Annotated in this window: 19 protein-coding genes; 8 read left to right on the top strand and 11 right to left on the bottom strand. The window is 38.0% G+C overall.

What is annotated here, in order from left to right:
• Positions 1-101 precede the first annotated feature (101 nt).
• The gene (gene rlmB, locus ABXZ36_RS03970; RefSeq protein WP_354614192.1) at positions 102-845 is read left to right on the top strand and encodes a 23S rRNA (guanosine(2251)-2'-O)-methyltransferase RlmB; all 744 of its coding nucleotides are present in this window, start codon (positions 102-104) and stop codon (positions 843-845) included.
• 2 nt (positions 846-847) lie between these two features.
• Here rlmB and ABXZ36_RS03965 read toward each other — a convergent pair whose 3' ends face one another.
• Entirely contained in the window at positions 848-1,594 is a 747-nt protein-coding gene (locus ABXZ36_RS03965; protein ID WP_354614191.1) for a rhomboid family intramembrane serine protease, read from the bottom strand.
• A gap of 92 nt (positions 1,595-1,686) precedes the next feature.
• Between ABXZ36_RS03965 and ABXZ36_RS03960 the strand changes: the two genes are divergently transcribed.
• Positions 1,687-2,964, top strand: a complete 1,278-nt coding sequence (locus tag ABXZ36_RS03960) for a replication-associated recombination protein A (RefSeq protein WP_354614190.1) — start codon at positions 1,687-1,689, stop codon at positions 2,962-2,964.
• On the opposite strand, the gene ABXZ36_RS03955 is transcribed toward ABXZ36_RS03960, so the two are convergent.
• The 7 genes from ABXZ36_RS03955 to ABXZ36_RS03925 form a co-directional block, all read right to left on the bottom strand.
• On the bottom strand, positions 2,961-3,815 hold the full coding sequence (locus ABXZ36_RS03955) for a hypothetical protein (protein WP_354614189.1): 855 nt from the start codon (positions 3,813-3,815) through the stop codon (positions 2,961-2,963). The genes ABXZ36_RS03960 and ABXZ36_RS03955 overlap by 4 nt on opposite strands.
• Positions 3,816-3,828: 13 nt before the next feature.
• Positions 3,829-5,259, bottom strand: coding sequence for a DUF5723 family protein (locus ABXZ36_RS03950; protein ID WP_354614188.1), 1,431 nt, complete (start codon positions 5,257-5,259; stop codon positions 3,829-3,831).
• A complete protein-coding gene (locus tag ABXZ36_RS03945) occupies positions 5,256-5,795 on the bottom strand; it encodes a hypothetical protein (RefSeq protein ID WP_354614187.1) in 540 nt (179 codons plus the stop codon). Before ABXZ36_RS03945 ends, ABXZ36_RS03950 begins: the two co-directional genes overlap by 4 nt.
• A 72-nt stretch (positions 5,796-5,867) precedes the next feature.
• Positions 5,868-6,557: a YjjG family noncanonical pyrimidine nucleotidase gene (locus ABXZ36_RS03940; protein WP_354614186.1), complete on the bottom strand. Its 690-nt coding sequence runs from the start codon at positions 6,555-6,557 to the stop codon at positions 5,868-5,870.
• Entirely contained in the window at positions 6,550-7,845 is a 1,296-nt protein-coding gene (locus tag ABXZ36_RS03935) for a polysaccharide deacetylase family protein (protein ID WP_435602058.1), read from the bottom strand. Before ABXZ36_RS03935 ends, ABXZ36_RS03940 begins: the two co-directional genes overlap by 8 nt.
• Positions 7,846-7,885: 40 nt before the next feature.
• Positions 7,886-8,584, bottom strand: a complete 699-nt coding sequence (gene radC, locus ABXZ36_RS03930) for a RadC family protein (protein ID WP_354614184.1) — start codon at positions 8,582-8,584, stop codon at positions 7,886-7,888.
• 79 nt (positions 8,585-8,663) lie between these two features.
• A complete protein-coding gene (locus tag ABXZ36_RS03925) occupies positions 8,664-10,022 on the bottom strand; it encodes a UDP-N-acetylmuramate--L-alanine ligase (RefSeq protein WP_354614183.1) in 1,359 nt (452 codons plus the stop codon).
• 147 nt (positions 10,023-10,169) lie between these two features.
• On the opposite strand from ABXZ36_RS03925, the gene ABXZ36_RS03920 reads away from it, so the two are divergent.
• From ABXZ36_RS03920 to ABXZ36_RS03905, 4 genes are all read left to right on the top strand, one after another.
• Entirely contained in the window at positions 10,170-10,487 is a 318-nt protein-coding gene (locus ABXZ36_RS03920; RefSeq protein ID WP_354614182.1) for a cupin domain-containing protein, read from the top strand.
• A gap of 2 nt (positions 10,488-10,489) precedes the next feature.
• Complete coding sequence (locus ABXZ36_RS03915; protein ID WP_354614181.1) at positions 10,490-11,275, top strand: SDR family oxidoreductase; 786 nt, start codon at positions 10,490-10,492, stop codon at positions 11,273-11,275.
• 185 nt (positions 11,276-11,460) lie between these two features.
• A complete protein-coding gene (locus tag ABXZ36_RS03910) occupies positions 11,461-17,505 on the top strand; it encodes an alpha-2-macroglobulin family protein (RefSeq protein ID WP_354614180.1) in 6,045 nt (2,014 codons plus the stop codon).
• 71 nt (positions 17,506-17,576) lie between these two features.
• Entirely contained in the window at positions 17,577-17,951 is a 375-nt protein-coding gene (locus ABXZ36_RS03905) for a DoxX family membrane protein (protein ID WP_354614179.1), read from the top strand.
• A 109-nt stretch (positions 17,952-18,060) separates the two neighbouring features.
• Here ABXZ36_RS03905 and ABXZ36_RS03900 read toward each other — a convergent pair whose 3' ends face one another.
• The 3 genes from ABXZ36_RS03900 to ABXZ36_RS03890 form a co-directional block, all read right to left on the bottom strand.
• A complete protein-coding gene (locus ABXZ36_RS03900) occupies positions 18,061-18,588 on the bottom strand; it encodes a DUF4136 domain-containing protein (RefSeq protein ID WP_354614178.1) in 528 nt (175 codons plus the stop codon).
• Positions 18,589-18,646: 58 nt separating this feature from the next.
• Positions 18,647-19,648, bottom strand: coding sequence for a GTPase ObgE (gene obgE / locus ABXZ36_RS03895; RefSeq protein ID WP_354614177.1), 1,002 nt, complete (start codon positions 19,646-19,648; stop codon positions 18,647-18,649).
• Between the two features lie 72 nt (positions 19,649-19,720).
• Positions 19,721-20,827, bottom strand: coding sequence for an adenylate kinase (locus tag ABXZ36_RS03890; RefSeq protein ID WP_354614176.1), 1,107 nt, complete (start codon positions 20,825-20,827; stop codon positions 19,721-19,723).
• A gap of 136 nt (positions 20,828-20,963) precedes the next feature.
• Between ABXZ36_RS03890 and ABXZ36_RS03885 the strand changes: the two genes are divergently transcribed.
• Both ABXZ36_RS03885 and purE read left to right on the top strand, forming a co-directional pair.
• Entirely contained in the window at positions 20,964-22,118 is a 1,155-nt protein-coding gene (locus ABXZ36_RS03885) for a 5-(carboxyamino)imidazole ribonucleotide synthase (protein WP_354614175.1), read from the top strand.
• A 15-nt stretch (positions 22,119-22,133) separates the two neighbouring features.
• Positions 22,134-22,628, top strand: a complete 495-nt coding sequence (gene purE / locus ABXZ36_RS03880; RefSeq protein WP_354614174.1) for a 5-(carboxyamino)imidazole ribonucleotide mutase — start codon at positions 22,134-22,136, stop codon at positions 22,626-22,628.
• Positions 22,629-22,634: the final 6 nt, after the last annotated feature.

Here is a 22,634-nt window from a genome sequence, read left to right as displayed (position 1 = left end):
TAGCTCCTATCCTACTTCTTAAGTTGATCATTAAACGTTCCTATTCCCGAATTAAATTAAGGTTACAATATTAAGATGGTTTTTTATTTTACCTTTACCCCATGAAAAATGAGGATTACCAAATATTTGGAATACGCGCAATTATAGAAGCTATAAACGCTGGTAAAAATTTGGATAAGGTATTTATCCAAAAAGGATTAAAAGGCGATCTTATCAAGGAAATGGAAACCTTGGTTCGGAAGAATGGTATTGGATTTTCCTATGTTCCCGTTGAAAAGTTAAACCGACTAACCAAAGGGAACCACCAAGGGGTAGTTGCCAGTATCTCTCCTATTTCTTTCTATGAAATGGAAGAACTGGTAGAAAAAGTATTAGCCAACGACCAGAAAACTCCTCTCTTTCTTTTATTGGACCAATTATCCGACGTTCGCAATTTTGGGGCTATTATTAGAACTGCAGAATGTACAGGAGTTGACGGAATCATCATACAAAAAAAGGGAGCTGCCCCAGTTACAGCAGATACTATAAAAACATCGGCAGGTGCGGCATTTAAAGTACCCATAGCTAAAGTAGATCATTTAAAAGATGCCGTGTTCTATTTGCAATCCTCTGGAGTGAAGGTAATTTCAGCATCCGAAAAAACAGAGAAAACACTATATGACGTATCCTTTGAAGGGCCTTGCGCCATCGTCATGGGCGCGGAGGATGTAGGTATTTCCCCCTCCATTCTTAAGGCTTCGGAAGAAACTGTTAAATTACCCCTTTTGGGCGAAATTGGTTCTTTGAACGTTTCGGTAGCTTGTGGCGTTTTCTTATACGAAGTGGTCAGACAACGTTCAAAATAAGATTAGTCCTTGCCTTCTTCAGGTAAGGACTTTTTAAAATGATAGGTAATCTTTACCGAAGCCTCCTCAGTATGGCTTTGTTCTTCGTTATTTTCAACAAAATTTCCATCTGCGTCAAAATGCCTTAGAAAGGGGTCATCTTGTTCATTAAAATCTTCTTGCTCCCATTCATACTTCTTAACAGGAGGCGTTTTTACCTTGATCATTAACGCCATCAACAGTCCTGCTGTAAAACCACCTAAGTGCCCTTCCCAAGAAATACCATCTTCTATAGGAAATATATACCACAATAATCCACCGTAAATAAATACAACTACTAAGGATAAGGCCACCAACCTGTAATGTTTAGTGAAAATCCCTTTAAAAAAAATAAAACTAGCCAAAACATAAATAAGACCGCTGATACCTATGTGATAGGATGGCCTTCCTATGATCCATGTCACTATTCCTGAAATAAGAATACCCCAAATCAGCACCTTTCCATAAATATCTTGATAGAAATAGACCAATGCACCAAGAAGAATGGCTACAGGAATGGTATTGTTGTACAAATGCTCCACAGAACTATGGATTAGTGGACTAAAAACCACTCCTTTTAGTCCTGACAAGGTCCTTGGGAAAATTCCTAAAAAATTCCAATTCACCTGAAGACTCAACTCCAACCAAAAAACCAACCATATGGTCAATACAGCTATCAAAGGAACTACTAAAACCGCGTTATAAAATTTGAAATATTTATCCTCGGACATCCCTACAATTTAAAACAAATTCATCAATTTAAAGACCAAAAATATAAAACCTGATAAATTGTCATCAGGATAATTGTTATACTTTTGAACCTATGAATGAACCATTAGCAGAACGCATACGCCCCAAAACCTTAGAAGATTATGTCAGCCAGCACCATTTGGTTGGCGAAAAAGGTTCGTTAACACAACAGATAAAAAAAGGCATATTACCTTCGCTTATCTTGTGGGGTCCTCCTGGCACAGGTAAAACAACATTGGCAAATATCATTGCCAATACCAGCGGACGTCCTTTTTATGCCCTCAGTGCCATCAGTAGTGGCGTAAAAGATATTAGGGATGTAATAGACAAGGCTAAACAGAGTGGAGGCTTATTTACCACTAAAAATCCTATTCTATTTATTGATGAGATACACCGCTTCAGCAAATCCCAACAAGACTCTCTTTTAGGAGCAGTTGAAAAAGGATGGGTAACTCTTATTGGAGCCACCACAGAAAACCCAAGTTTTGAAGTAATTCCGGCCTTACTTTCCAGATGCCAGGTTTACATCTTAAATCCATTTGGAAAGCAAGATTTGGAAGCGTTGTTGCATAGGGCAATGAAGCAGGATGACTATCTAAAAAGCAAAAATATTGAACTGAAAGAAACCGAGGCTCTCTTGAAATTATCAGGAGGTGATGGACGAAAACTATTGAATATTTTTGAATTGGTAATTTCCTCTGAAAGTGGGGACCAAATAACTATAACCAATGATCTTGTGCTTAGCAAAGTTCAAAAAAATACGGTACTCTACGACAAAACGGGAGAACAGCACTACGATATTATCTCTGCCTTTATAAAATCGATCCGTGGGAGCGATCCAAACGGAGCCGTTTATTGGCTGGCAAGAATGATAGAAGGTGGCGAAGATGTAAAGTTTATCGCTAGACGAATGCTCATAGCCGCATCTGAAGATATAGGTAATGCCAACCCTACAGCCTTGGTCATGGCCAATACAACCTTCCAGGCTGTCACTACCATAGGCTATCCGGAAGCAAGGATTTTATTGAGCCAATGCGCCATTTATCTCGCAACCTCTCCTAAAAGCAATGCTAGTTATATGGCCATCAACAGGGCACAACAGCTTGTTAAAGAAACGGGGGACCTTTCTGTCCCTATAGGTTTAAGAAATGCACCCACCAAATTAATGAAGGATTTGGGTTATGGGCAGGAATACAAGTATGCCCACGATTACCAAAACAATTTTGTAGAGGAGGAGTTTCTGCCTGACAGTATCAAGGGCTCATCCTTTTATAAACCTGGGAATAATCAGCGGGAAAATGCATTAAAAGAATTCCTTAAAAACAGATGGAAAAGCAAATATGATTTTTAGAACTTGATCTGAAGTTCCTCAACAATCACCTGACCATCGGAAGTATATTCAAAAAACCATTTTCCGTCCTTTTTAAAGACCATACCGTCTTGATCACCCGCTTTCGCAATGAAGACATCTGCCATTGTACTTTTGATCATCTTTAGGACAACCTTAGGTGTACTATCCACCAATTGATATCCATTGGTAAGTTCCTGGGCATATAATAGTGCTGTTGGAAGTAAACCGTTTTTAGAACTTTCCATCGTGTTCACCCCTTTTTCTAAATTTGAAGGCTCAGGTACAATTTCCTTATACGTTAGTTGTTCCATGGTGGCCTCTTGCACCAAGACTCCATTTTCAGACTTTTTGATTTCAGCTTCCTTAATCTGCTTCACATCATTTTTAAAACTTATCATCGTTAGAGTACTTTTCTTTTCTAATCTTGGTACATATACATAATTAAGCCCCTTAAAGGAAATAAAAGCATCTCTTATGGCACCAGCGTAAGCTGTTTTGTAATCCTTATCCTTACTAGTACCCTCTTGGGTCTCAAAGACTATTTGGGATTGGCAGTCTTTTAAGGTCAATGATAATTTTGTCGCTAACATTCCGGAGCCTTCCTTTATCGCCACAACTGTCCCAAGACAACGATTTCTATTCAGGTCATCTGGAAGTGCATCCTCGTATACCGCAGTAAATCCATTTTCTACAAAAAGATATTTAATAAGTGTACTGGTCTGATATTGGTTTTCATTTCTAAAACCATCAAACTTTTTAGGGACAATGATATACTTGTATTGATTGAGATCTGTTTGTGCGTTTCCAAGAAACACTACAAAAAGGAATAGGATAAAAAGTGAGATTTTCATAAGTGGTTTACCATCATTTTCTGCCCCAAGATATAATATTTAATCCGAATTGGAAAGAGGCATATTGACTTGCGTACACATTCCTATACCCTAATAAATTATCTGCCATGGCATAAAGTTCAACGGGTCCGGCCTGCATGCTCATGCCCAGTCCAATATTAGAGATGGAAAATTTATCAACAGTATAAGTGGTTTTAAGTGCCAAGAAATTACCTAATTTGCGCATATAGAAAGCGGTAAATGCCGCTTGTGGACCTCTAGGCCTATTGATCATATACAACTGCCCTCCCACACTATTAGCGTACTCTGGCTGTCTACCTTTTAATCCACCCCCATCTGAGGTGCATTCACAATCTTCTTCTGAAGCTAATGGTTCTCCAAAATTATAGCGTAGGGAGGCGTTGAGTTTTGTTGGTCTAAAATTAATATAACTGTTCCTATTATCCTCAAAAGGAATAAGCTCCTCTATCTCGTCTACAAGCTCTTGCCAAAAATCTCGGTTAGGATCTTCTAGGTCTCCTGGAAGTATAATAGAAATACCTTCGTTGGTAGCACTACCTTTCAAAGTATAATTTTTAACATCTTTAGTGTGCCTTATAAAACCTACATCCAACAAACTTCCAGTTATCAAAGTTCGATTATTAAGTCGATACGTAAATCCAACATCAAGACCCAAACCTAAATCGCCCCCTAAAAGTGCCCTTTTTAAAAAAGTTTGGGACACCCCTTGGTTCCCCTCTACCAAACCGTCAATGCCCGAGGTTCTAACCTCTACATCTGCAACTAGGGTATTTGCCAAGAGGTTGTTCTCCCCAGGATTGGTGACAAAATAACCTGAATTGCTGGTAGAACTTACATCCAAAATCCCCGAATATAGCTTTCCCCTGACCCCAACTCTTAAGGTATTATTCAATTTTCTATTGATGCCAAAATGAAAAACATTAACCACTTCGCCACGAACTTTCAAATGCTCCAAATTAAATCTACTGCCAATATAATTAGCATTACCCTCAAACCCTAAAATAGCCAAATCCTGAGGCCAATACGTAATCATATCCTCCTCCAAATACATCCCAAAGGAATAAAAATCACTGGGCCTATTTTTACTTCTAAATCCAACATTCAGAAATTCAAATTGAATAGTTCCACTGATCTCGTCCCGAAAATTCATCCCAAAAATGGCTTTATCTCTTATTTTGGTGGTAATATCTATGCCATCATTGGCAAAAATATCATTTACAGTCACCCCGCTAGTTCCGGCTGCAGCAGAAATTCCGGAAAGCATGGGTATACCACCATACCATTGATACGTTGCCCTTGCTCCTGGATTGAGCATTAAGGCTTGTGGTACTTCCATAAAATCGTACAGCAATTGTTTATTTTGAGCCAATATAGAAGAACAGTCCAAAAGCAAAAAAACTACAATTAGATTTTGTAATCTCATTTGAGCTCCACCTTAAAAGTTCCACTGGAACGCAATATTATTTTCGGATCTAGTTCATTTGAAATACTGGTATCATCACTAAGATTCTGTGCGCTTACCCTGATTGCAGAGGTGTTTTTTATGATATCGATGCTTCTTCCCCCGGGACCATAGGCGATCTCCACCATTTTTGTAAAAACTGGAGGAGCGGGTTCCACAAGAATGGGTTCTGTGTCTAATACAATCCCGTTTTCATCTAATAATTCAATAACAATCTCAATTGTTTTGCTTGTCGAATTTTCTACCTCATAGGTAAGGACACCACTTAGAACCCCTTCTGCAAAAAAATCCTCTGTAAAGGCGTCAAAATTAAATTCCTCTGCATAAAAGGCTCCAGGCACTACAGAATTAATAAATTCTTCTGTGGTTTCTATATACAAGATACTAGAAGTTATTGTGGGCCTAATACTAAGGTTCTCAAATTGATTGAAATCCTGCTCTTGCATACAAGAACCGCATAAAGCAATGAAGAGAAATAAAGGAACGAAGTACTTCATATTGAACGTGATTTAAAACTCCCTAGATAACACATATTGTGACAGTTATCTAAAGAAACTACTTCTACAACTCTACAAATAAGATTTTATTTCATTAAGATCATGTATCATATCACAATATTCATGTTTTTCATCATTGTGAACATTAAAATGAAGGGCATGCAGCCCCATAGCCCTTGCACCAATGATATCGGCCTCTAAACTGTCCCCTATCATGATGGACTTCTCAGGAGTTGCCCTTGCCTTTTGAAGGGCCAATTGATAAATGATAGGATCTGGTTTTTTTACTCCAGCCATTTCAGAATCAATAATCTGATCGAAATACCCGTGTATGTTGGAATTTTTTAATTTTTTTTCTTGAATTTCCTGAAAACCATTGGTGATGATATGTAGCTTATAATTTGGTTTTAAATAGTCTAAGATGTGGACCGTATTTGGAAACAAATGGGTAAAAGAGGACAAGTGCTCTATATATTCCTCAGATAGGACATGAATGGTTTCATCCGAAATCGTAAATCCCAAAGCATCAAAGGTTTGTTTTAATCGCTGATACCTTAAATCCTCCTTGATTATCTTACCATCTCTATATAGTTTCCAGAATTCTAGATTAAGAGGGATATACACCTTTAAAAAATCATTTAAGTCAACGCCTACCCTATTGGCCTGTAGTATTCTATCAAAGGTTAGCGCTGAGTTCTTTTCGAAATCCCAAAGCGTGTGGTCCAAATCAAAAAAAACGTCTGTTACAATATTTCTAAACATAATAATTCTTTAAAACTGTACTGTATAAATCTATCCAATCTATTTTACTTTCACCGCCTAAAAGTTCATTGGAAAAAACACTAATAAAATTCCCATTCACCTCCTTCGTTTCCTTATAAAGGAAGGATATCTTTTCTAAAATCTCTTCCTGATCCATATACTTCATTAAGGCGTAATCATGCACAGCAAAGGGATGAACCTTTATGGGTTGTTGCACCTCTAAAGGAATATCATAAAAGAAAAAAGGGGTACAAGTGCCTGCCCTAAAACCTATTTCATGGGTGTACCCCATGGTATAATCATCTGTAAATTCTGCCTCCACCAAGTTCCGATAGGTAGTTGGAATATCTACCCTATTATATCGCATTCTAGAAGCGTTAATTGGCCTGTTTATAACTTGCGACAACTGCTTCTTCTCCTCCTTTAACAAGGCGTTATTATCAAAGGAACTATACGAAGCGCCTAAAGATACTATACTATAATCTGCAACAGATTTTATTAAATATCTAAATCTATTATTATTGGTTGACACATTTTTGTCATAGGTAGAATATTCTGCGAATTGGAAAAAGAACATGCTACCTACTCCGTAATTCTTATGAAGTTCTATAAGACTAAAAAAATTATCATAAGGATCTAATTCAGGGTTAAGCCAGACCATAAAACGCTCTACAACACGTTTTAATTTAAGAGAACCAATATCCAAAAATAGACCAGCAAGACTTCTAACAAAACCTCTATATGCAAAACAGTGGGAGGTAGTAACATCTATGATGGATGTATAGGAAAACTCCCGTTTTTTTGCCTTCATATCTGGGAACCTTTCCCTTAATGCTTTAAGCAACTGGAAAGCCCAAAGATCTATAACGGGCCTTTCTAGAAAATCATGCTGATATGCAAGGCTTTCCGTGGGAGGAAACCTTCCGTGCACATCCTTTACATGGGGCAAATATTCTTCATATCTAGAGATAAGATAAAAACTGGCAGCAAAAATATCAAAAGGAATATTACTGCGGTCCCTGGCAACAAAAAAGCAGGGCACTCCATTCCATTCCCCCATTTTAAATTGAAGGTCGTTTATCCCCTGTTCGAATAGTAGGTCATTGCTTCGAACAAAAAACTCATTCTGTAAGGGTTGCTTAGTATATGTTATTTTTGGACCAGCATGCTTGATAAAATCTTCCACTTTGGTCGTAAAAATAACCTCTATTCCCAGAATTCGAGTGAAAATATGCTTCATAATGTAAGTGAAGCGAGACGTAATCTTATGGGTATATATCAACAACATAGGTTCCTAAAATTCCAAATTTAATGCTATTTGGACATTTTTATAGCATAGTGTTATCCGCAAAGCTAAAATAATCTTGTTGGGTAATGATCACATGATCCAAAACTTTTATATCAAAAGCCTCAGCAGCAGTTCTGAGTTTACTGGTCACCTGCTTGTCAGCTTCACTTGGCTTTAAAGTTCCCGACGGATGGTTATGTGCCAAAATTAACCCCACAGCACCCAGTTCCAGTGCCTTCTTCAACACCAAACGTACGTCTACCAAAGTACCAGTTATTCCTCCTTTGCTCAAAAGGGCGGTGTGCATTACTTTATTTGCGTTGTTTAGGTAAACAATCCAAAACTCCTCATGAGGAAGTTCTCCCATCAGAGGGTGCAACAGCTCAAAAACACTTTTACTACTTGTTATTTTAGTAATCTTTTGTGCTGATTCCTCTCTTCTTCTCCTTCCTACTTCAAGGGCTGCTGCAATCGTAACAGCTTTTGCTTCTCCTATCCCCTTAAACTGCATTAATTGTTTAATGGATAGTTTTCCCAACTCGTTTAAGTTATTATTAGCAGATGCCAATATCCTTTTCGCGAGCTCTACAGCACTTTCATTTCTACTGCCAGAACCAATTAAGATAGCAATCAGTTCTGCATCCGAAAGCACAGATTTCCCCTTATGTACCAATTTCTCTCTGGGCTTGTCATCATTTGACCACTGCTTAATAGAGAAATTAATCGACTTTTCTTGCATCTGTTAAAGATAACAAACAAAAGAATTTAAACTAAAATTCAAGAAAAAAATCTATTCCCAATTCAATTCAACTTACGCCCTAATTTTCCATAAGATCCTTTACCTCATCAAAATTTAATCCCCCGTAATTACCAGAACTCATAAGTAGGAGTACTGAATCATCAAAATTATTTTGGAACAGAAATTCTTTGAACGAAAGGGCGTCCGTGTAGATCTTAAGATCGCTCCTTTCGAAAGCCACTGCAATTTGCTCCTTGGTCACTTCTTCCAGCTGCTTGATCTTCACTGATTCAGGAGAATAAAACACCACGGCCTCATCGGCATAATCAAGGGCCCCCTTATACTCTTTTAAAAAATCAGCATTCAAACTGCTATAAGTATGCAATTCCAAGCATGCCAAGAGCTTTTTATCTTGATACTGCTCCTTCACAGCCCTAGTTGTTGCCGCTACCTTACTTGGCGAATGGGCAAAATCCTTGTAAGCCACACTTGTTTTTCCTTCTCCTATTTTTTCCAATCGTTTGGAAGCTCCTTTAAAAGAGGCTATGGCCTCATAAAAGTCGGCCTCATCTATCCCCATATTTTGGCAGATCCATTTTGCTCCGGCCAAATTACTGAGATTATGCCTACCAAAAACCTCAATGGGCATTGGACCTTCCTCTGTCATTAATAGAGTCTTGCCATCTTCTATAGAATAAGCAGGGGTTTCATAAGGTAACTTCCGAATGGGATTCATGGAAGCTTCCACCACCCTTTTTACTTCCTGGTCTTCTACGTTATAAGTGATACTACCTCCTTTGACGATACTATCAACAAATATTTGAAACTGCTCCACATAATTCTCGTAGGTAGGAAATACATTGATGTGGTCCCATGCAATTCCACTCAATAATGCAATATTAGGTTTATACAAATGGAATTTAGGCCTTCTATCTATTGGTGAAGACAAATACTCATCACCTTCCAAAACAATAAAGTCATTCTCCTCAGTTAAATGAACCATTCGGTCAAAACCATCCAATTGGGCGCCTACCATATAATCTACTGGCCTATCATGGTAATCCAAGACGTGGAGAATCATTGAGGTAATGGTGGTTTTGCCATGACTACCACCAATAACCACCCTAGTCTTATGCTTGGATTGCTCATATAAAAATTCAGGATAGGAATATATCTTCAACCCCAATTCTTGAGCTTTTAACAATTCCAAGTTATTCGGTTTGGCGTGCATGCCCAGAATTACAGCATCCAAATCTCGATGAATATTTTCTGGAAACCAACCAAATTCTTTCGGCAATAGTCCTTTCGCATCTAACCTGCCATTAGAAGGCTCAAATATAACGTCATCGCTCCCGGTAATAACATATCCCTTATGATGCAAGGCAAGGGCTAGATTGTGCATGGCGCTTCCGCCAATAGCTATAAAATGAATGTGCATTTAATCGAATTTAAAAAACGTAAAGATAGGGATTGCATGGGCCTAATAAAATTTTAAATGTTTTGATTTTAACGCACATCCAACAGCTCTTTTTAGCGTCCTCAAAGTATTGAATATTGTTTATATTCGTATAAAGAACAAGTACATATGCATATAAAATTAAAAGATGTGGCCCCAAAAGAAATAATGCCTGGGTACCGAGGTAAACTGATACATACACAAAATATGAGTCTAGCTTTTTGGGAGGTTGAAAAAGGGGCGGAAGTTCCCTTACACTCCCATATGAACGAACAGGTTATGCAGGTATTGGAAGGTAGTTTTGAATTTACTTTAGACGGCCATACCAAGGTTTATGGACCTGGAGATCTCGTAGTGATTGCTCCACATTTGCCCCACAGTGGCAAAGCACTTACCGACTGTAAATTGATGGACGCCTTTAGCCCCACTAGAGAAGAATACAAGTAATCATGAATATATCTTTAATTGGAAAAAGGGCTTTGGTGGGCGGTAGTAGTCAAGGCATTGGTAAGGGCATAGGAGAGCAATTGGCTGCTAGTGGTGCCAGTGTTACCCTAATGGCGCGTAGTGGGGAAAAATTGAAAGATATTATTTCCCTAATGCCTACAGATAATGGGCAACAGCACCAATACTTGGAAGTAGATTTTACTGACTTTAATTCTTATCAAGAAATTATAGGAAACTATTTTAAAAATAATTCGGTAGATATCTTAGTGAACAACACCCAAGGTCCTGCATCGGGAGGAGCAATGGAAAAAAAAGTAGAAGATTACCAAGCTGCTTTTGATCTGTTGTTTAAAACAGTCGTCTACACCTCGGAACTTGCTTTAAAGGGAATGATAGATCAAAAATACGGGCGGATCATAAATATTGCTTCTGTTTCCGTAAAAGAACCTTTATCATATCTAGCATTAAGCAATTCCATAAGGGCGGCAGTGACAACTTGGGCGAAAACATTGGCAGCCGACGTAGGTAAATATGGGATCACTGTTAACAGCACCCTGACTGGCTATTTTGATACCGAAAGACTAAAAAACCTTAATAGTGCCAAAGCCAAATCTTTTGGTATTCCCATGGAAGAGGTAAACCAACAAATGCTCAATAATGTTCCCATAGGCAGATTTGGAGATCCAAAAGAATACGGTTATTTAGTGGCCTTTTTAGCTTCTGAACAAGCGTCATTCATTACGGGCGCAAATATTCCCATTGATGGGGGCATGTTAAAATCTGTTTAAATGCTATTAGCTAGCAGATGAAAAAATAAGTCTCTATTCCAATAAGGACTTATTTTTTTTATACTCACTTTTTGGTATTCTTTTTGCAATTGAGGTTGTCTATAATGCTCTAAGGTTACTTTTTTGTCATTTCATATCGACCTATACATAACAGATTATTTAATATTGTTTCTAAATTTATGTCTATGAAACATCTAGCTTCTATACTCATCCTGCTTCTATTTTCCCAAATGGGCCATGCCCAAACTAAAGGGAATACTTCCTATGAAACCCTTTGGACAAAGGTTGCCCAATTAGAAGAAGAATCGTTGACAATATCTGCCTTAGAAGTGGTTAATACCATCTCCAAAAAATCTAAAAAAGAACAAAATTCTCCACAGACTATTAAAGCATTGCTATATTCTTCGAAATATAGTATGGTATTGGAAGAGGAATCCCAATTGACCATTGTTAATGAATTTAAAAGCGAAATTAACAAAGCTACAACTCCCACAAAAAACATATTAGAGAGTTATTTGGCTAATCTCTATTGGCAATACTATCAGCAGAACCGCTTTGAGTTCTATAATCGGACTAAAACTGAAACTAAGGAAGATCACCTAGATTTTCGAACGTGGGACCTCAGCACTCTTTTTGAAGAAATAACTTTTCACTTTGAACGTTCCTTGGAAGACAAAGAGGTTCTACAAAAGTTGGATATCAACATTTTTAAAGATATTCTAGATCATCAAAAGGATTCAAAGCTATACAGACCTTCACTTTATGATGTTTTGGCCCATACCGCATTGGATTTTTATAAAACCAGTGAGAATGGCATCATAACTCCTTCGTATAAATTTGAATTGGATCAGCCTAAGTATTTTACCTCAGCGGAAAAATTCAGTGTCTTAACGTTAAATCCTAAAGACAGTAGCTCCCTCCAATTAAAGGCTCTGAAACTATACCAGCAACTTTTAACATTCCATCTAAAGGACAAATCCCCTTTGGCCATGGTAAATGTAGATATAGAGCGCCTACATTTTGTAAAACAATATGCTAGCATCCAGGAAGTGGATCAATACTATTTGGAAGCATTGAAAAATACCGCTAATTCCTTTAAGGGCGATGTTGCAGCGCTATATCATTACGAGATTGCAGCACTGTATGACCAGTGGGCTAAGAACTTCCTTCCTATATCCGATGAGAAAAATCAATGGAAACGGAAAGAAGCATTGGAAATCTGTAATGCTATAATTGAAAAGTATCCAAAAAGCGTAGCGGCCGAAAAATCCTTAGCACTGAAAAGTCAAATACTTTCCCGGAACCTTCAGTTAAAAGCTGAAGGGGCTCTGCCAATAAACACAGCATCGCGCATCTTAGTGAACTACAAAAATATGGATGGGTTAAAGCTTTCGGCTTATACTATTACCGAGGGAGAAAAAGTCCAATTAGAGAAAATTTATCCAATAGAAAAGCAAAAATCCTTTATAAACAAACTACAGCTTGCCAAGCAATGGACGGGAACGTTAAAAAACGTTGGGGACTATCAAAATCACAGCACAGAAATACTACTCCCTGCATTACCCAATGGTTTATACGTAATTCTTGCGGAAGACGATGCTACGTTTGCCTTTCAAACAGTGCAAGTAACCGATATTGCCATTGTAGAAACAAGAAGAGCTAACGAACAAAAGTTTCAGGTTATTAATAGAAATAACGGTTTTCCCATTTCAGGAGTCCCAGTTACCTTGAGTTATCAAACCAATTACAATGGGCCATTAAAGAAACACACCACTCTCACAGATAAACAAGGCTTCATCAACACCGATTTTTCTGATGAAAGATGGACAAATATTTCTATTTCTGTCAAGTCTAAAAAAGATCATGCAATTTTTGGAACGTATTTTATATCCCAAAATACAGAAGTTGATCGTCTTACCGATACCACCTATTTCACCTCTATTTTTACGGACCGGAGCATTTACAGACCTGGCCAAGTCGTCTTTTTTAAAGGAATCGTTTTAAAAAGAAAGAAATTTTCTACAGAGGTATTAAAACATACAAAAACCATAGTAATATTTTTCGATGCCAATAATCAAGAGGTTGGAAGGCAGGAACATAAAACCAATGAATACGGTTCTTTAAATGGACAGTTCATTTTACCCAATTACGGTCTTACTGGTGAATATTCTTTACTAGCAAGTTCTGAAGACATTATTTTAAGCGGACAATCCAATTTTTCCGTTGAGGAATACAAGCGACCAAAATTTGAGACTTTTATTGATCCTGTAACGGAAAGTTATAAAGTGAATGACAGTATTTTATTAACGGGGACCGCCAAAGCCTTTGCCGGAAGTAACATCACCAAAGCAAAAGTCAGTTATGCCGTGAGCAGGGTAGTTCAATATCCAGAATGGTATTATTGGAGTCACCCGTATATAAGAAGTTCGGCCCAAGAAATTGCACATGGGGAAACTCAAACCGATGAAGATGGCAAATTTGAGATTAAATTTAGGGCAATCCCTGACAGTGATATTCCCAAGAAAGATTTACCCATTTTTACATACAAAGTAACCGTAGATGTTACAGATATTAATGTTGAAACCCATGGTGCGTCAACAATGGTGAGTGTAGGGTATCATTCCCTATTGGCCAAAATAAAAGTTGCAAACAAACTAGATAAAAACAAAAAAGATCACTCCCTTGAAATTTCCACTACCAATCTTAATGGTCAAAAGGTTTCAGTAAAGGGTACTCTTAAAATGTATAAATTAAAGTGTCCTGATAAGGTCCTTAGAGAACGACCATGGAAAGCTCCTGAATTTTCCTCCTTCACAAAAGAGGAGTTCAACGTTTTGTTTCCACATGATTCTTATTCCAATGAAGAAAATCCAGAAAACTCGGAAAAAGGAACTTTGGTTTGGCAGGCCGATTTTAATACTGAAAAAATAGATAAAATTGTCCTAGACCCTATTGAATCATGGGAATCTGGCAAGTATGTAATTGAACTAGAATCAAAAGACAGGTATGGTAAGTCTGTGAAGGACGCAGTGCAAACCACTGTTTTCTCAAAGAAGGATAAAAAATTAGCAGATAATGAATTGTTCGACATAAAAACCGATAAGGAATCATACACCATAGGGGATATAGTAAACTTTACATTGGCCTCAACCGCAAAGGACCTTCAAGTGACATTGTTTATTGAAAAGGATAAAAAAATTAAAAGAACCCTTATAGTTTCCTTGTCCAATAATAGCAAATCCATTTCTATCCCAATTGAGAAAGGTGATTTGGGTGGTTTTGTCATTAACTATAGCTTTTCTGCGTTTAATGGGTTTGTAAATGGGAATCAAAGCATAAGTGTGCCTTATCCATCGACCCATCTCGAATTGGAGACTATGACATTCCGGGATAAGTTAGCTCCTGGTGCCGAAGAGACTTGGAGTTTTAAATTTAAAGGTCCAAAAGGCGAAAAGGTAGTTGCAGAAGTTTTAGCAAGTATGTACGATGCCTCTTTGGATACTTTTAGGGAGCATGAATGGTATTTTAACCCTACCGAAAAACCATCCTATTATTCCATTTATAGCTCTAATGCGCACCAAAGTTTTGGTACGGTAAATTTCAATACACGTGTAAGCCAAACAGAAAGCCATGATTATTCTCAACAAGAATATGACACATTCAATTGGTTCGAGTTTTATTTTGGAAATAGCAATAGGTTGTACAGAACAGAAATGATGATGAAGAATTCAGCGCCAATAGCCATGGAAGTTGCCGATGATGCTAATGAACAATCTGAGGAAGAAATCGCATTATATTCAAGGGGAAAGATCAGAGATTTAGATGAAAGCTCTATACGTGTGAATGAAAAAGAAACCGAAATGGAACAAATTCAGGTTCGAAAAAATCTTCAGGAAACTGCTTTTTTCTTTCCAAGTTTATTGACCAATACCGAAGGCGATGTCTCTTTTAGTTTTAAGACTCCTGATGCCCTTACCCAATGGAAGCTTCAATTATTAGCGCATACTGCTACATTGGAAAGTACCGTAAAAACTTTTAAAGCCTTGACCCAAAAGGAACTCATGATAACACCCAATGCTCCTAGATTCTTAAGGGAAGGAGACACTATCACCATCAGCAGTAAAATAAGCAATCTTACAGAAAATCAACTGGAAGGCGATGCCAGTATTCTGCTAGAGGATGCGCTTACAGGAAGGAATATTACTGATGAGCTACTTATATCAGTAAAATCTAGTCCTCGTAACAAGAAAGCATTTAAGGTAGATCCTAAAAACAATATTCAGGTATCTTGGACACTTACTATTCCCAAAAATCTTCAGGCTGTCCAATATACAGTCATGGCGAAAGCAGGAGATTTTAGCGATGGAGAACAGAACATCCTACCCGTTCTGACCAATAGAATATTGGTGACCGAAACCTTGCCCATGTGGATCAGTGGCAATACTACTAAAACATTTACGCTACAAAAATTAAAGGAAACCACCTCAAACACGAGAAGCAGCCATAAGCTCACCTTGGAAATCACCTCTAATCCCGCCTGGTATGCATTACAAGCACTCCCTTATCTTATGGAGCAACCGTATGAAAGCAACGAGCAGATATTCGCCCGTTTGTATGCTAATACTTTGGCTAATCATATCACAAAATCAAATCCTAGAATTAAATCTGTTTTTGATCAATGGGCAAATACAGATGCCCTAGTGAGTAATCTAGAAAAGAATCAAGATCTGAAATCCATTTTAATTCAAGAAACTCCTTGGTTAAGGGATGCGCAAACGGAACCAGAACAGAAAAAGAGAATAGCCCTTTTATTCAATAGTAATCATCTACAACAGGAACAGCAATTAGCTTTAAATAAACTAGTAGACAACCAAATGTCTGAAGGATCATGGGCCTGGTTCCAAGGAGGCCCCCAAAATAGGTTTATCACTCAACATATATTGGTCGGAATTGGGCATTTAAAAAACTTAAATACCGGTCTTACCAATGAGAAATTAGGAAGAATAGAAGAAAGAGGGCTTGCTTTTCTGGATGCGGAATTCGTAACCGAATACGAAGAGATGAAAAAATACACGGATAATATCAATAATGATTATTTAAGCTCCATACAGATCCAGTACCTATATCTACGCAGCTTTTTTAAGGATCAACCCGCATCTAATACGGTACAGGAGGTAATGCAGTACTACATAGGTCAGGCACGAAAGTACTGGACCAAGAAAACTTTATATGAAAAGGGGTTACTAGCATTGGTATTTCATAGGAGAGAAATGGACTTAGAAGCAAAGAAGATAATGCAATCCTTAAAGGAAAACAGTATTGTTAGTGATGAATTGGGCATGTACTGGAAGGAAAACTCCGCTTCGTGGTACTGGTACAAATCACCCATTGAAACTCAGGCACTATTAATAGAGGCTTTTACTGAGATCGGAGAGGAAGACGCATTGAATCAACAGACTATTGAGAATCTGAAAGTATGGCTACTAAAAAACAAGCAGACCAATCAATGGCAAACCACCAAGGCAACCACAGAAGCCATATATGCCTTATTACTAAAGGGTAATGATTGGCTTTCCATTACCGATGTGATAGATGTTCAAATGGGAGGAGAGACCATAAAACCATGGAACTCCGATAGCCCCATTGAAGCAGGTACTGGTTATTTTAAAACCACCTGGAATGGGAATGAGATTAAGCCCAAAATGGCCAAAGTTCAATTGGGTAAAAAAAGGAACGGTGTAGCTTGGGGTGCTTTATATTGGCAGTACTTTGAGGATTTGGATAAGATAACCCCAGCGAAAACACCCTTGCAACTAGAAAAAAAATTATTTCTAAAAAAGAATACAGATTTAGGGGAAGAACTGCAAGAAATTACCGAAGACACCCAGTTAAATGTTGGTGATCTAATCAAGGCTCGGATTGTGATAAAGGTAGACCGGGCAATGGAATTTATCCATCTCAAAGATATGAGAGCTGCAGGTTTGGAGCCCGTAAATGTTATATCCCAGTATAAATGGCAAGATGGATTGGGATATTATGAAAGCACCAAAGATGCCACCTCCAATTTCTTTTTTGATAACCTACCAAAAGGGATTTATGTTTTTGAGTACGATCTAAGGGTAAATAATTCAGGTGATTTCAGTAACGGTATTTCAACAATTCAAAGCATGTATGCCCCCGAATTTAGTAGCCATAGCGAAGGGATTAGAATTCATATTATGGAGAAATAGTTATGAAATTCGTAATATGTTATCGATTTTTTTTATAAATTAACACATAACTAATAGATAAACAGCCAATTATGAATCCAAAAATTTTCATGGCCCTGCGTATTGCGTTTGGACTATTCTTAATCGTATTCGGATCGAATAAATTATTTCATTTTATGCCCATGGGACAAATGTCCGAAGCGGCAAATGAGTATTTCTCCGCATTGATGAGTACCAACACCCTTAACATGGTTGCCTTGGTCGAAATACTTGCAGGTCTTTCTTTATTGGCCAACAAGTTTGGGGCATTGATGATGATCATTCTAATGACCATCTCCGTTAATGCCATTTTGTTTAATGCCTTCTTGGAGCCTAGCTCCATAGGTCCAGCATTAATACTACTTCTACTAAATATTATTATGCTTTACTTTTATAAAGATCGCTATAAGGATATCATTAGACCTTAAGAAAATTTAATAATTCAAAAAAGGTGGACCCATATCGCTATGTGTCCACCTTTTTTAATATAGCCAATTCATAATTGCCGTATGAACGGTAGTTTTCATATAGTATTTGTTAGTTCTTTCTGCCCGGAGGATATTTGGAAAAAACCTTATCTACCAGTTGTTTTAATTTAGCCTCCCTTGCCTTTGGGGACAAATTCTCCTTGTAGGAGCTTTCGCTAATAGCTTGCCAAAAAAGTTCATCCTTTTGGCTATCCACAAAATCGAACTGAATAACGCGCTCTAAATCGGGCTGACCAATAGGCAAACCTATAGATAGCCCTCCTCCTACATTTCTTCCTGTTCCGCCTACTCCAAGACCTACAGAATTATTTCTAGGAGCTCGCATTGAACTGCTGGTTATATTAACAAAAAAGTCTGGTTCTTCTACAAGTAACATCCCCTTAACCTGCATGGTAGAATCAATGGCATCTAATAAACGCTTTGTATCTAACTGGCTTAAACCCGCTTTCATATCCGGATAATAATTATAGGTAGTATAACTTGAATAATCTGTGTCCTTTTCGTAATCATAATTAACTCTAACAGCATTACACGATACTAAAAGAAAGGCTGCCAAGATGGTACAAATGTTTCTCATCAATTGGTTTTTTTATAAAAATACTTAAAAATGGGAACGCAATTAAATCATCAAATATTTAATCGTTCAACATCGCCCAGAGCCTATCCTTAAGTTCCACGATACCCTTCTGGGCAACAGATGAGATGAACATATATGGTGTGCCATTGAGATCTTTTTCGATTTCTACTCTCATTTCACTGATAAGCTCTTCATCTAGCATATCGCTTTTGGAAATAACCACCAAGCGTTCCTTGTCCAAAAGTTCTTCGTTATACCTGCGAAGTTCATCCAGTAATATTTCGTATTCCTTACTTATATCTTTGCTATCCGCAGGAATCAGGAATAATAAAGTAGCATTCCGTTCAATATGTCTTAGAAAATAATGTCCCAAGCCTTTTCCTTCGGCAGCTCCCTCTATAATTCCTGGGATATCTGCCATCACAAAGCTTTGGAAATCCCTGTATTCAACAATACCCAAATTAGGCTTAAGGGTAGTAAATTCGTAGTCGGCAATTTTTGGTTTAGCAGAGGTAATAACAGACAATAACGTTGATTTTCCTGCATTTGGGAACCCAACAAGGCCTACATCTGCCAAAACTTTCATTTCTAAGGTAATCTGTTTGTCTTCTCCAGGTTTTCCAGGTTGGGCATATCTAGGTGTCTGATTGGTAGAGGACCTAAAGTGCCAGTTACCAAGTCCACCCATACCACCTTCAACAATGATTTTTTCTTCTCCATCTTCAGTGATCTCGAATAAAATTTCATTGGACTCTGTGTCGCGTATCACAGTACCCAAAGGCACATCTACATAGATATCTTCCCCGTCAGCACCAAAACTTCTGTTTTTACTTCCGTGCTCACCGTGACCAGCCTTAAAATGTCTTTTAAATTTAAAGTGAACCAAGGTCCAAAGGTTTTTATTGCCCTTTAAGATTATGTGTCCCCCTCTTCCTCCATCACCACCATCAGGTCCACCTTTAGTTATGAATTTCTCACGGTGTAAATGCGCAGAACCCTTGCCCCCATTTCCGGAAGAAACAGAAGCTTTAACATAATCAACAAAATTACCTTCAGTCATTTTTACAGTTTAACAGTTTCCACGAATTCTTCAAGGGATTCCCAAACGGGGAAACCCATTGAAAAGCAAACTTTATAATTTATCTATTACAACCTTTAAGCGTTCAGTAATATCAGTTATGGCGCCAATACCATCCACACTATGGAATTTCCCCTTGGCTTGATAATATTGTTTCAAGGGGGCGGTCTTTTGGTTGTACTCTTCAAATCTGTTTCTAATCTTATCTTCGTCCTGATCATCTGGCCTACCACTTACCTTACCTCTTTCTAGAAGTCTTTGAATCAACACCTCATCATTGGCGTCTAGTGCTATAGTTGCATTGATTTTCATGTCCTTGGTATCCAAAAAATCATCCAAGGCCTCTGCTTGTGCAGTTGTCCTTGGAAATCCATCGAATATAAATCCGGATGCGTCAGGATTTTTCTCCACTTCTTCTTGCAACATTTTTATAGTAACCTCATCTGGCACAAGATCTCCTTTATCCATGTAGGATTTTGCAAGTTGCCCCAATGTTGTATCGTTTTTAATATTGTAACGGAACACATCGCCAGTAGAAATATGTTTTAAGTTATAAGTGTCCCTTAGAAATTCAGCCTGGGTGCCTTTACCTGCACCAGGTTTTCCGAACAATACTAGGTTAATCATATGTTTTTGGTTTAATTGGTATACTTCTTTTAAATTTCTTCCCAGTTCATTGTAGTCTAGTCCATACCCAACAATAAACTTATCAGGAATTTCCATTCCTACATAGTCAATGGTATACTCCCCATTATAAACGGATGGTTTATAGAACAAGGTGGCTATCTTGAATTCCTTCACATTTACATTAGCAAACAAATGCACTAGTTTCTGTAAAGTACGGCCGGTATCTATAATATCCTCAAGAATAATAACTACCCTACCTTCAATATTTTCTGGCACATCTAACAAGGTTTCTACTATTCCTGTAGAGGTAAGACCACTATAAGAGCTTAACTTCACAAAAGAAACCTCACAGGGGTGCTCGTAATGCTTTAAAACATCGGAAACAAACATAAAAGACCCATTAAGAACGCCAACAAAAATTGGCACTTCTTCTTTATAATCTGCTGCAACGGCATGGGCCACCTTTTTAACAGCAGTTTCTATTTCCGCTTTGCTAAGAAATGGTTTAAAATATTTGTCGTGGAGCTTTATCACCGCCATAAATTTTATGAGATGCCAAAGATAACATTTTGATTTCTCTTTTCTAAGATGCGCAAGGCTGTTTTAAGATTTAAATGTATTTTTGTTACACTATTTGTATTCGATTATCCATAAGACTAAAGAATAATCCATGAACTATTTTTCTTCCGATTTTAAACTGGGTATCCTAGGCGGTGGCCAATTAGGAAAAATGATGCTCTACGAGACCCGTAAGTTTGATATCCATACTAAAGTTCTGGATCCTTCAGAGGAAGCGCCCTGCAAAATATCCTGTAATGAATTCCAACAGGGAGACCTTATGGATTACGATACCGTTTACAATTTTGGAAAAAAAGTAGATGTCCTCACTATTGAAATTGAGAATATCAACTTGGATGCCTTAGAGCAGCTAGAAGAGGAGGGCATCAAGGTATATCCCCCGTCACAAACATTGCGTACTATACAGAATAAAGCCACACAGAAGCTTTTTTATGTAGATCATGACATCCCTACGGCCTCTTTCAGTAGATTTGCCTACACCAGTGAAATTAAGGACAGTATTAGCAATGGCGGGATGCAATTCCCTTTTGTGTGGAAATGCACCCAATTTGGCTATGATGGTCAGGGCGTAAAAGTGGTGAGAAATCTAAAGGACATAGACGGCTTACCTAATGTGGAATGCATAGCGGAAGAAATGATCCCGTTTAAAAATGAGCTGGCTGTGATTGTGGTAAGAAATCCTAGCGGACAAGTAGTTACCTACCCCGTTGTAGAAATGGAATTTCACCCAGAGGCAAATCAAGTGGAATATGTCATATGTCCGGCTAGAATTGATGACAAAGTAGCACAAAAAGCAAATGCCATCGCCTTAAAGGTTTCAGAAAAAATGAATCACATTGGTGTTTTGGCAGTAGAAATGTTTCAAACCGAGGACGACCAAATTTTAGTCAACGAAGTGGCCCCTAGGCCACATAATAGTGGACATTACAGTATAGAGGCCAGTTACACAAACCAATTTGAACAACATATACGCGCTATTTTAGATTTACCCTTAGGAAATACTGCGAGTAAGGTAGCTGGTATTATGGTTAATTTAGTGGGCGCAGAGGGTCATACGGGTAATGTGGTCTATGCCAATATTGAAAAGATCCTGAAAATGGAAGGGGTTACCCCACATATCTATGGCAAGAAACAAACGCGACCTTTTAGAAAAATGGGTCATGTAACCATAGTGAACAACGACATAGCCAAGGCAAGAAAAATTGCCGAACAAGTGAAGCAGACCATAAAAGTAATCAGTGAATAAGAAAAATATACAACTATGAGCAAAGTGGCAGTGGTTATGGGAAGCACAAGTGATCTACCTATCATGCAAGAGGCAGTGGATATTTTAAGAGGTTTTGACATAGAGGTTGATGTGGATATTGTATCCGCACACCGTACTCCCGAAAAATTATTTGACTTCAGCATGAATGCCCATAAAAATGGGTATTCAGTTATCATTGCAGGCGCAGGTGGTGCCGCCCATTTACCGGGCATGGTTGCCTCCATGTCTCCGCTGCCAGTCATTGGGGTACCCATAAAAAGTAGCAATTCCATTGATGGATGGGATTCCGTCTTATCTATCTTACAAATGCCTGGTGGCGTCCCCGTTGCTACAGTAGCCTTGAACGGCGCTAAAAATGCAGGAATCCTTGCTGCACAAATCATTGGCAGCAGTGATAAATGTATCTTGGACAAAATTATTTTCTACAAAGAAGGTCTAAAACAAAAAGTAATACAGGGAGCAGAAGAAGTACGTAAAAAACAAACTTAAAACGTT

Origin of the sequence: Sediminicola arcticus, from assembly GCF_040566695.1 — a bacterium.
In the GTDB taxonomy this organism is placed as follows: domain Bacteria; phylum Bacteroidota; class Bacteroidia; order Flavobacteriales; family Flavobacteriaceae; genus Sediminicola; species Sediminicola arcticus.
This window is presented reverse-complemented; position numbering and strand designations above follow the sequence as displayed.

What these genes read in the sequence shown, in the direction of transcription:
- rlmB (WP_354614192.1), top strand. Translation starts at nt 102, where the DNA reads ATGAAAAATGAGGATTACCAAATATTTGGAATACGCGCAATTATAGAA.
- ABXZ36_RS03965 (WP_354614191.1), bottom strand. Translation starts at nt 1,594, where the DNA reads ATGTCCGAGGATAAATATTTCAAATTTTATAACGCGGTTTTAGTAGTT.
- ABXZ36_RS03960 (WP_354614190.1), top strand. Translation starts at nt 1,687, where the DNA reads ATGAATGAACCATTAGCAGAACGCATACGCCCCAAAACCTTAGAAGAT.
- ABXZ36_RS03955 (WP_354614189.1), bottom strand. Translation starts at nt 3,815, where the DNA reads ATGAAAATCTCACTTTTTATCCTATTCCTTTTTGTAGTGTTTCTTGGA.
- ABXZ36_RS03950 (WP_354614188.1), bottom strand. Translation starts at nt 5,259, where the DNA reads ATGAGATTACAAAATCTAATTGTAGTTTTTTTGCTTTTGGACTGTTCT.
- ABXZ36_RS03945 (WP_354614187.1), bottom strand. Translation starts at nt 5,795, where the DNA reads ATGAAGTACTTCGTTCCTTTATTTCTCTTCATTGCTTTATGCGGTTCT.
- ABXZ36_RS03940 (WP_354614186.1), bottom strand. Translation starts at nt 6,557, where the DNA reads ATGTTTAGAAATATTGTAACAGACGTTTTTTTTGATTTGGACCACACG.
- ABXZ36_RS03935 (WP_435602058.1), bottom strand. Translation starts at nt 7,845, where the DNA reads ATGTTGTTGATATATACCCATAAGATTACGTCTCGCTTCACTTACATT.
- radC (WP_354614184.1), bottom strand. Translation starts at nt 8,584, where the DNA reads ATGCAAGAAAAGTCGATTAATTTCTCTATTAAGCAGTGGTCAAATGAT.
- ABXZ36_RS03925 (WP_354614183.1), bottom strand. Translation starts at nt 10,022, where the DNA reads ATGCACATTCATTTTATAGCTATTGGCGGAAGCGCCATGCACAATCTA.
- ABXZ36_RS03920 (WP_354614182.1), top strand. Translation starts at nt 10,170, where the DNA reads ATGCATATAAAATTAAAAGATGTGGCCCCAAAAGAAATAATGCCTGGG.
- ABXZ36_RS03915 (WP_354614181.1), top strand. Translation starts at nt 10,490, where the DNA reads ATGAATATATCTTTAATTGGAAAAAGGGCTTTGGTGGGCGGTAGTAGT.
- ABXZ36_RS03910 (WP_354614180.1), top strand. Translation starts at nt 11,461, where the DNA reads ATGAAACATCTAGCTTCTATACTCATCCTGCTTCTATTTTCCCAAATG.
- ABXZ36_RS03905 (WP_354614179.1), top strand. Translation starts at nt 17,577, where the DNA reads ATGAATCCAAAAATTTTCATGGCCCTGCGTATTGCGTTTGGACTATTC.
- ABXZ36_RS03900 (WP_354614178.1), bottom strand. Translation starts at nt 18,588, where the DNA reads ATGAGAAACATTTGTACCATCTTGGCAGCCTTTCTTTTAGTATCGTGT.
- obgE (WP_354614177.1), bottom strand. Translation starts at nt 19,648, where the DNA reads ATGACTGAAGGTAATTTTGTTGATTATGTTAAAGCTTCTGTTTCTTCC.
- ABXZ36_RS03885 (WP_354614175.1), top strand. Translation starts at nt 20,964, where the DNA reads ATGAACTATTTTTCTTCCGATTTTAAACTGGGTATCCTAGGCGGTGGC.
- purE (WP_354614174.1), top strand. Translation starts at nt 22,134, where the DNA reads ATGAGCAAAGTGGCAGTGGTTATGGGAAGCACAAGTGATCTACCTATC.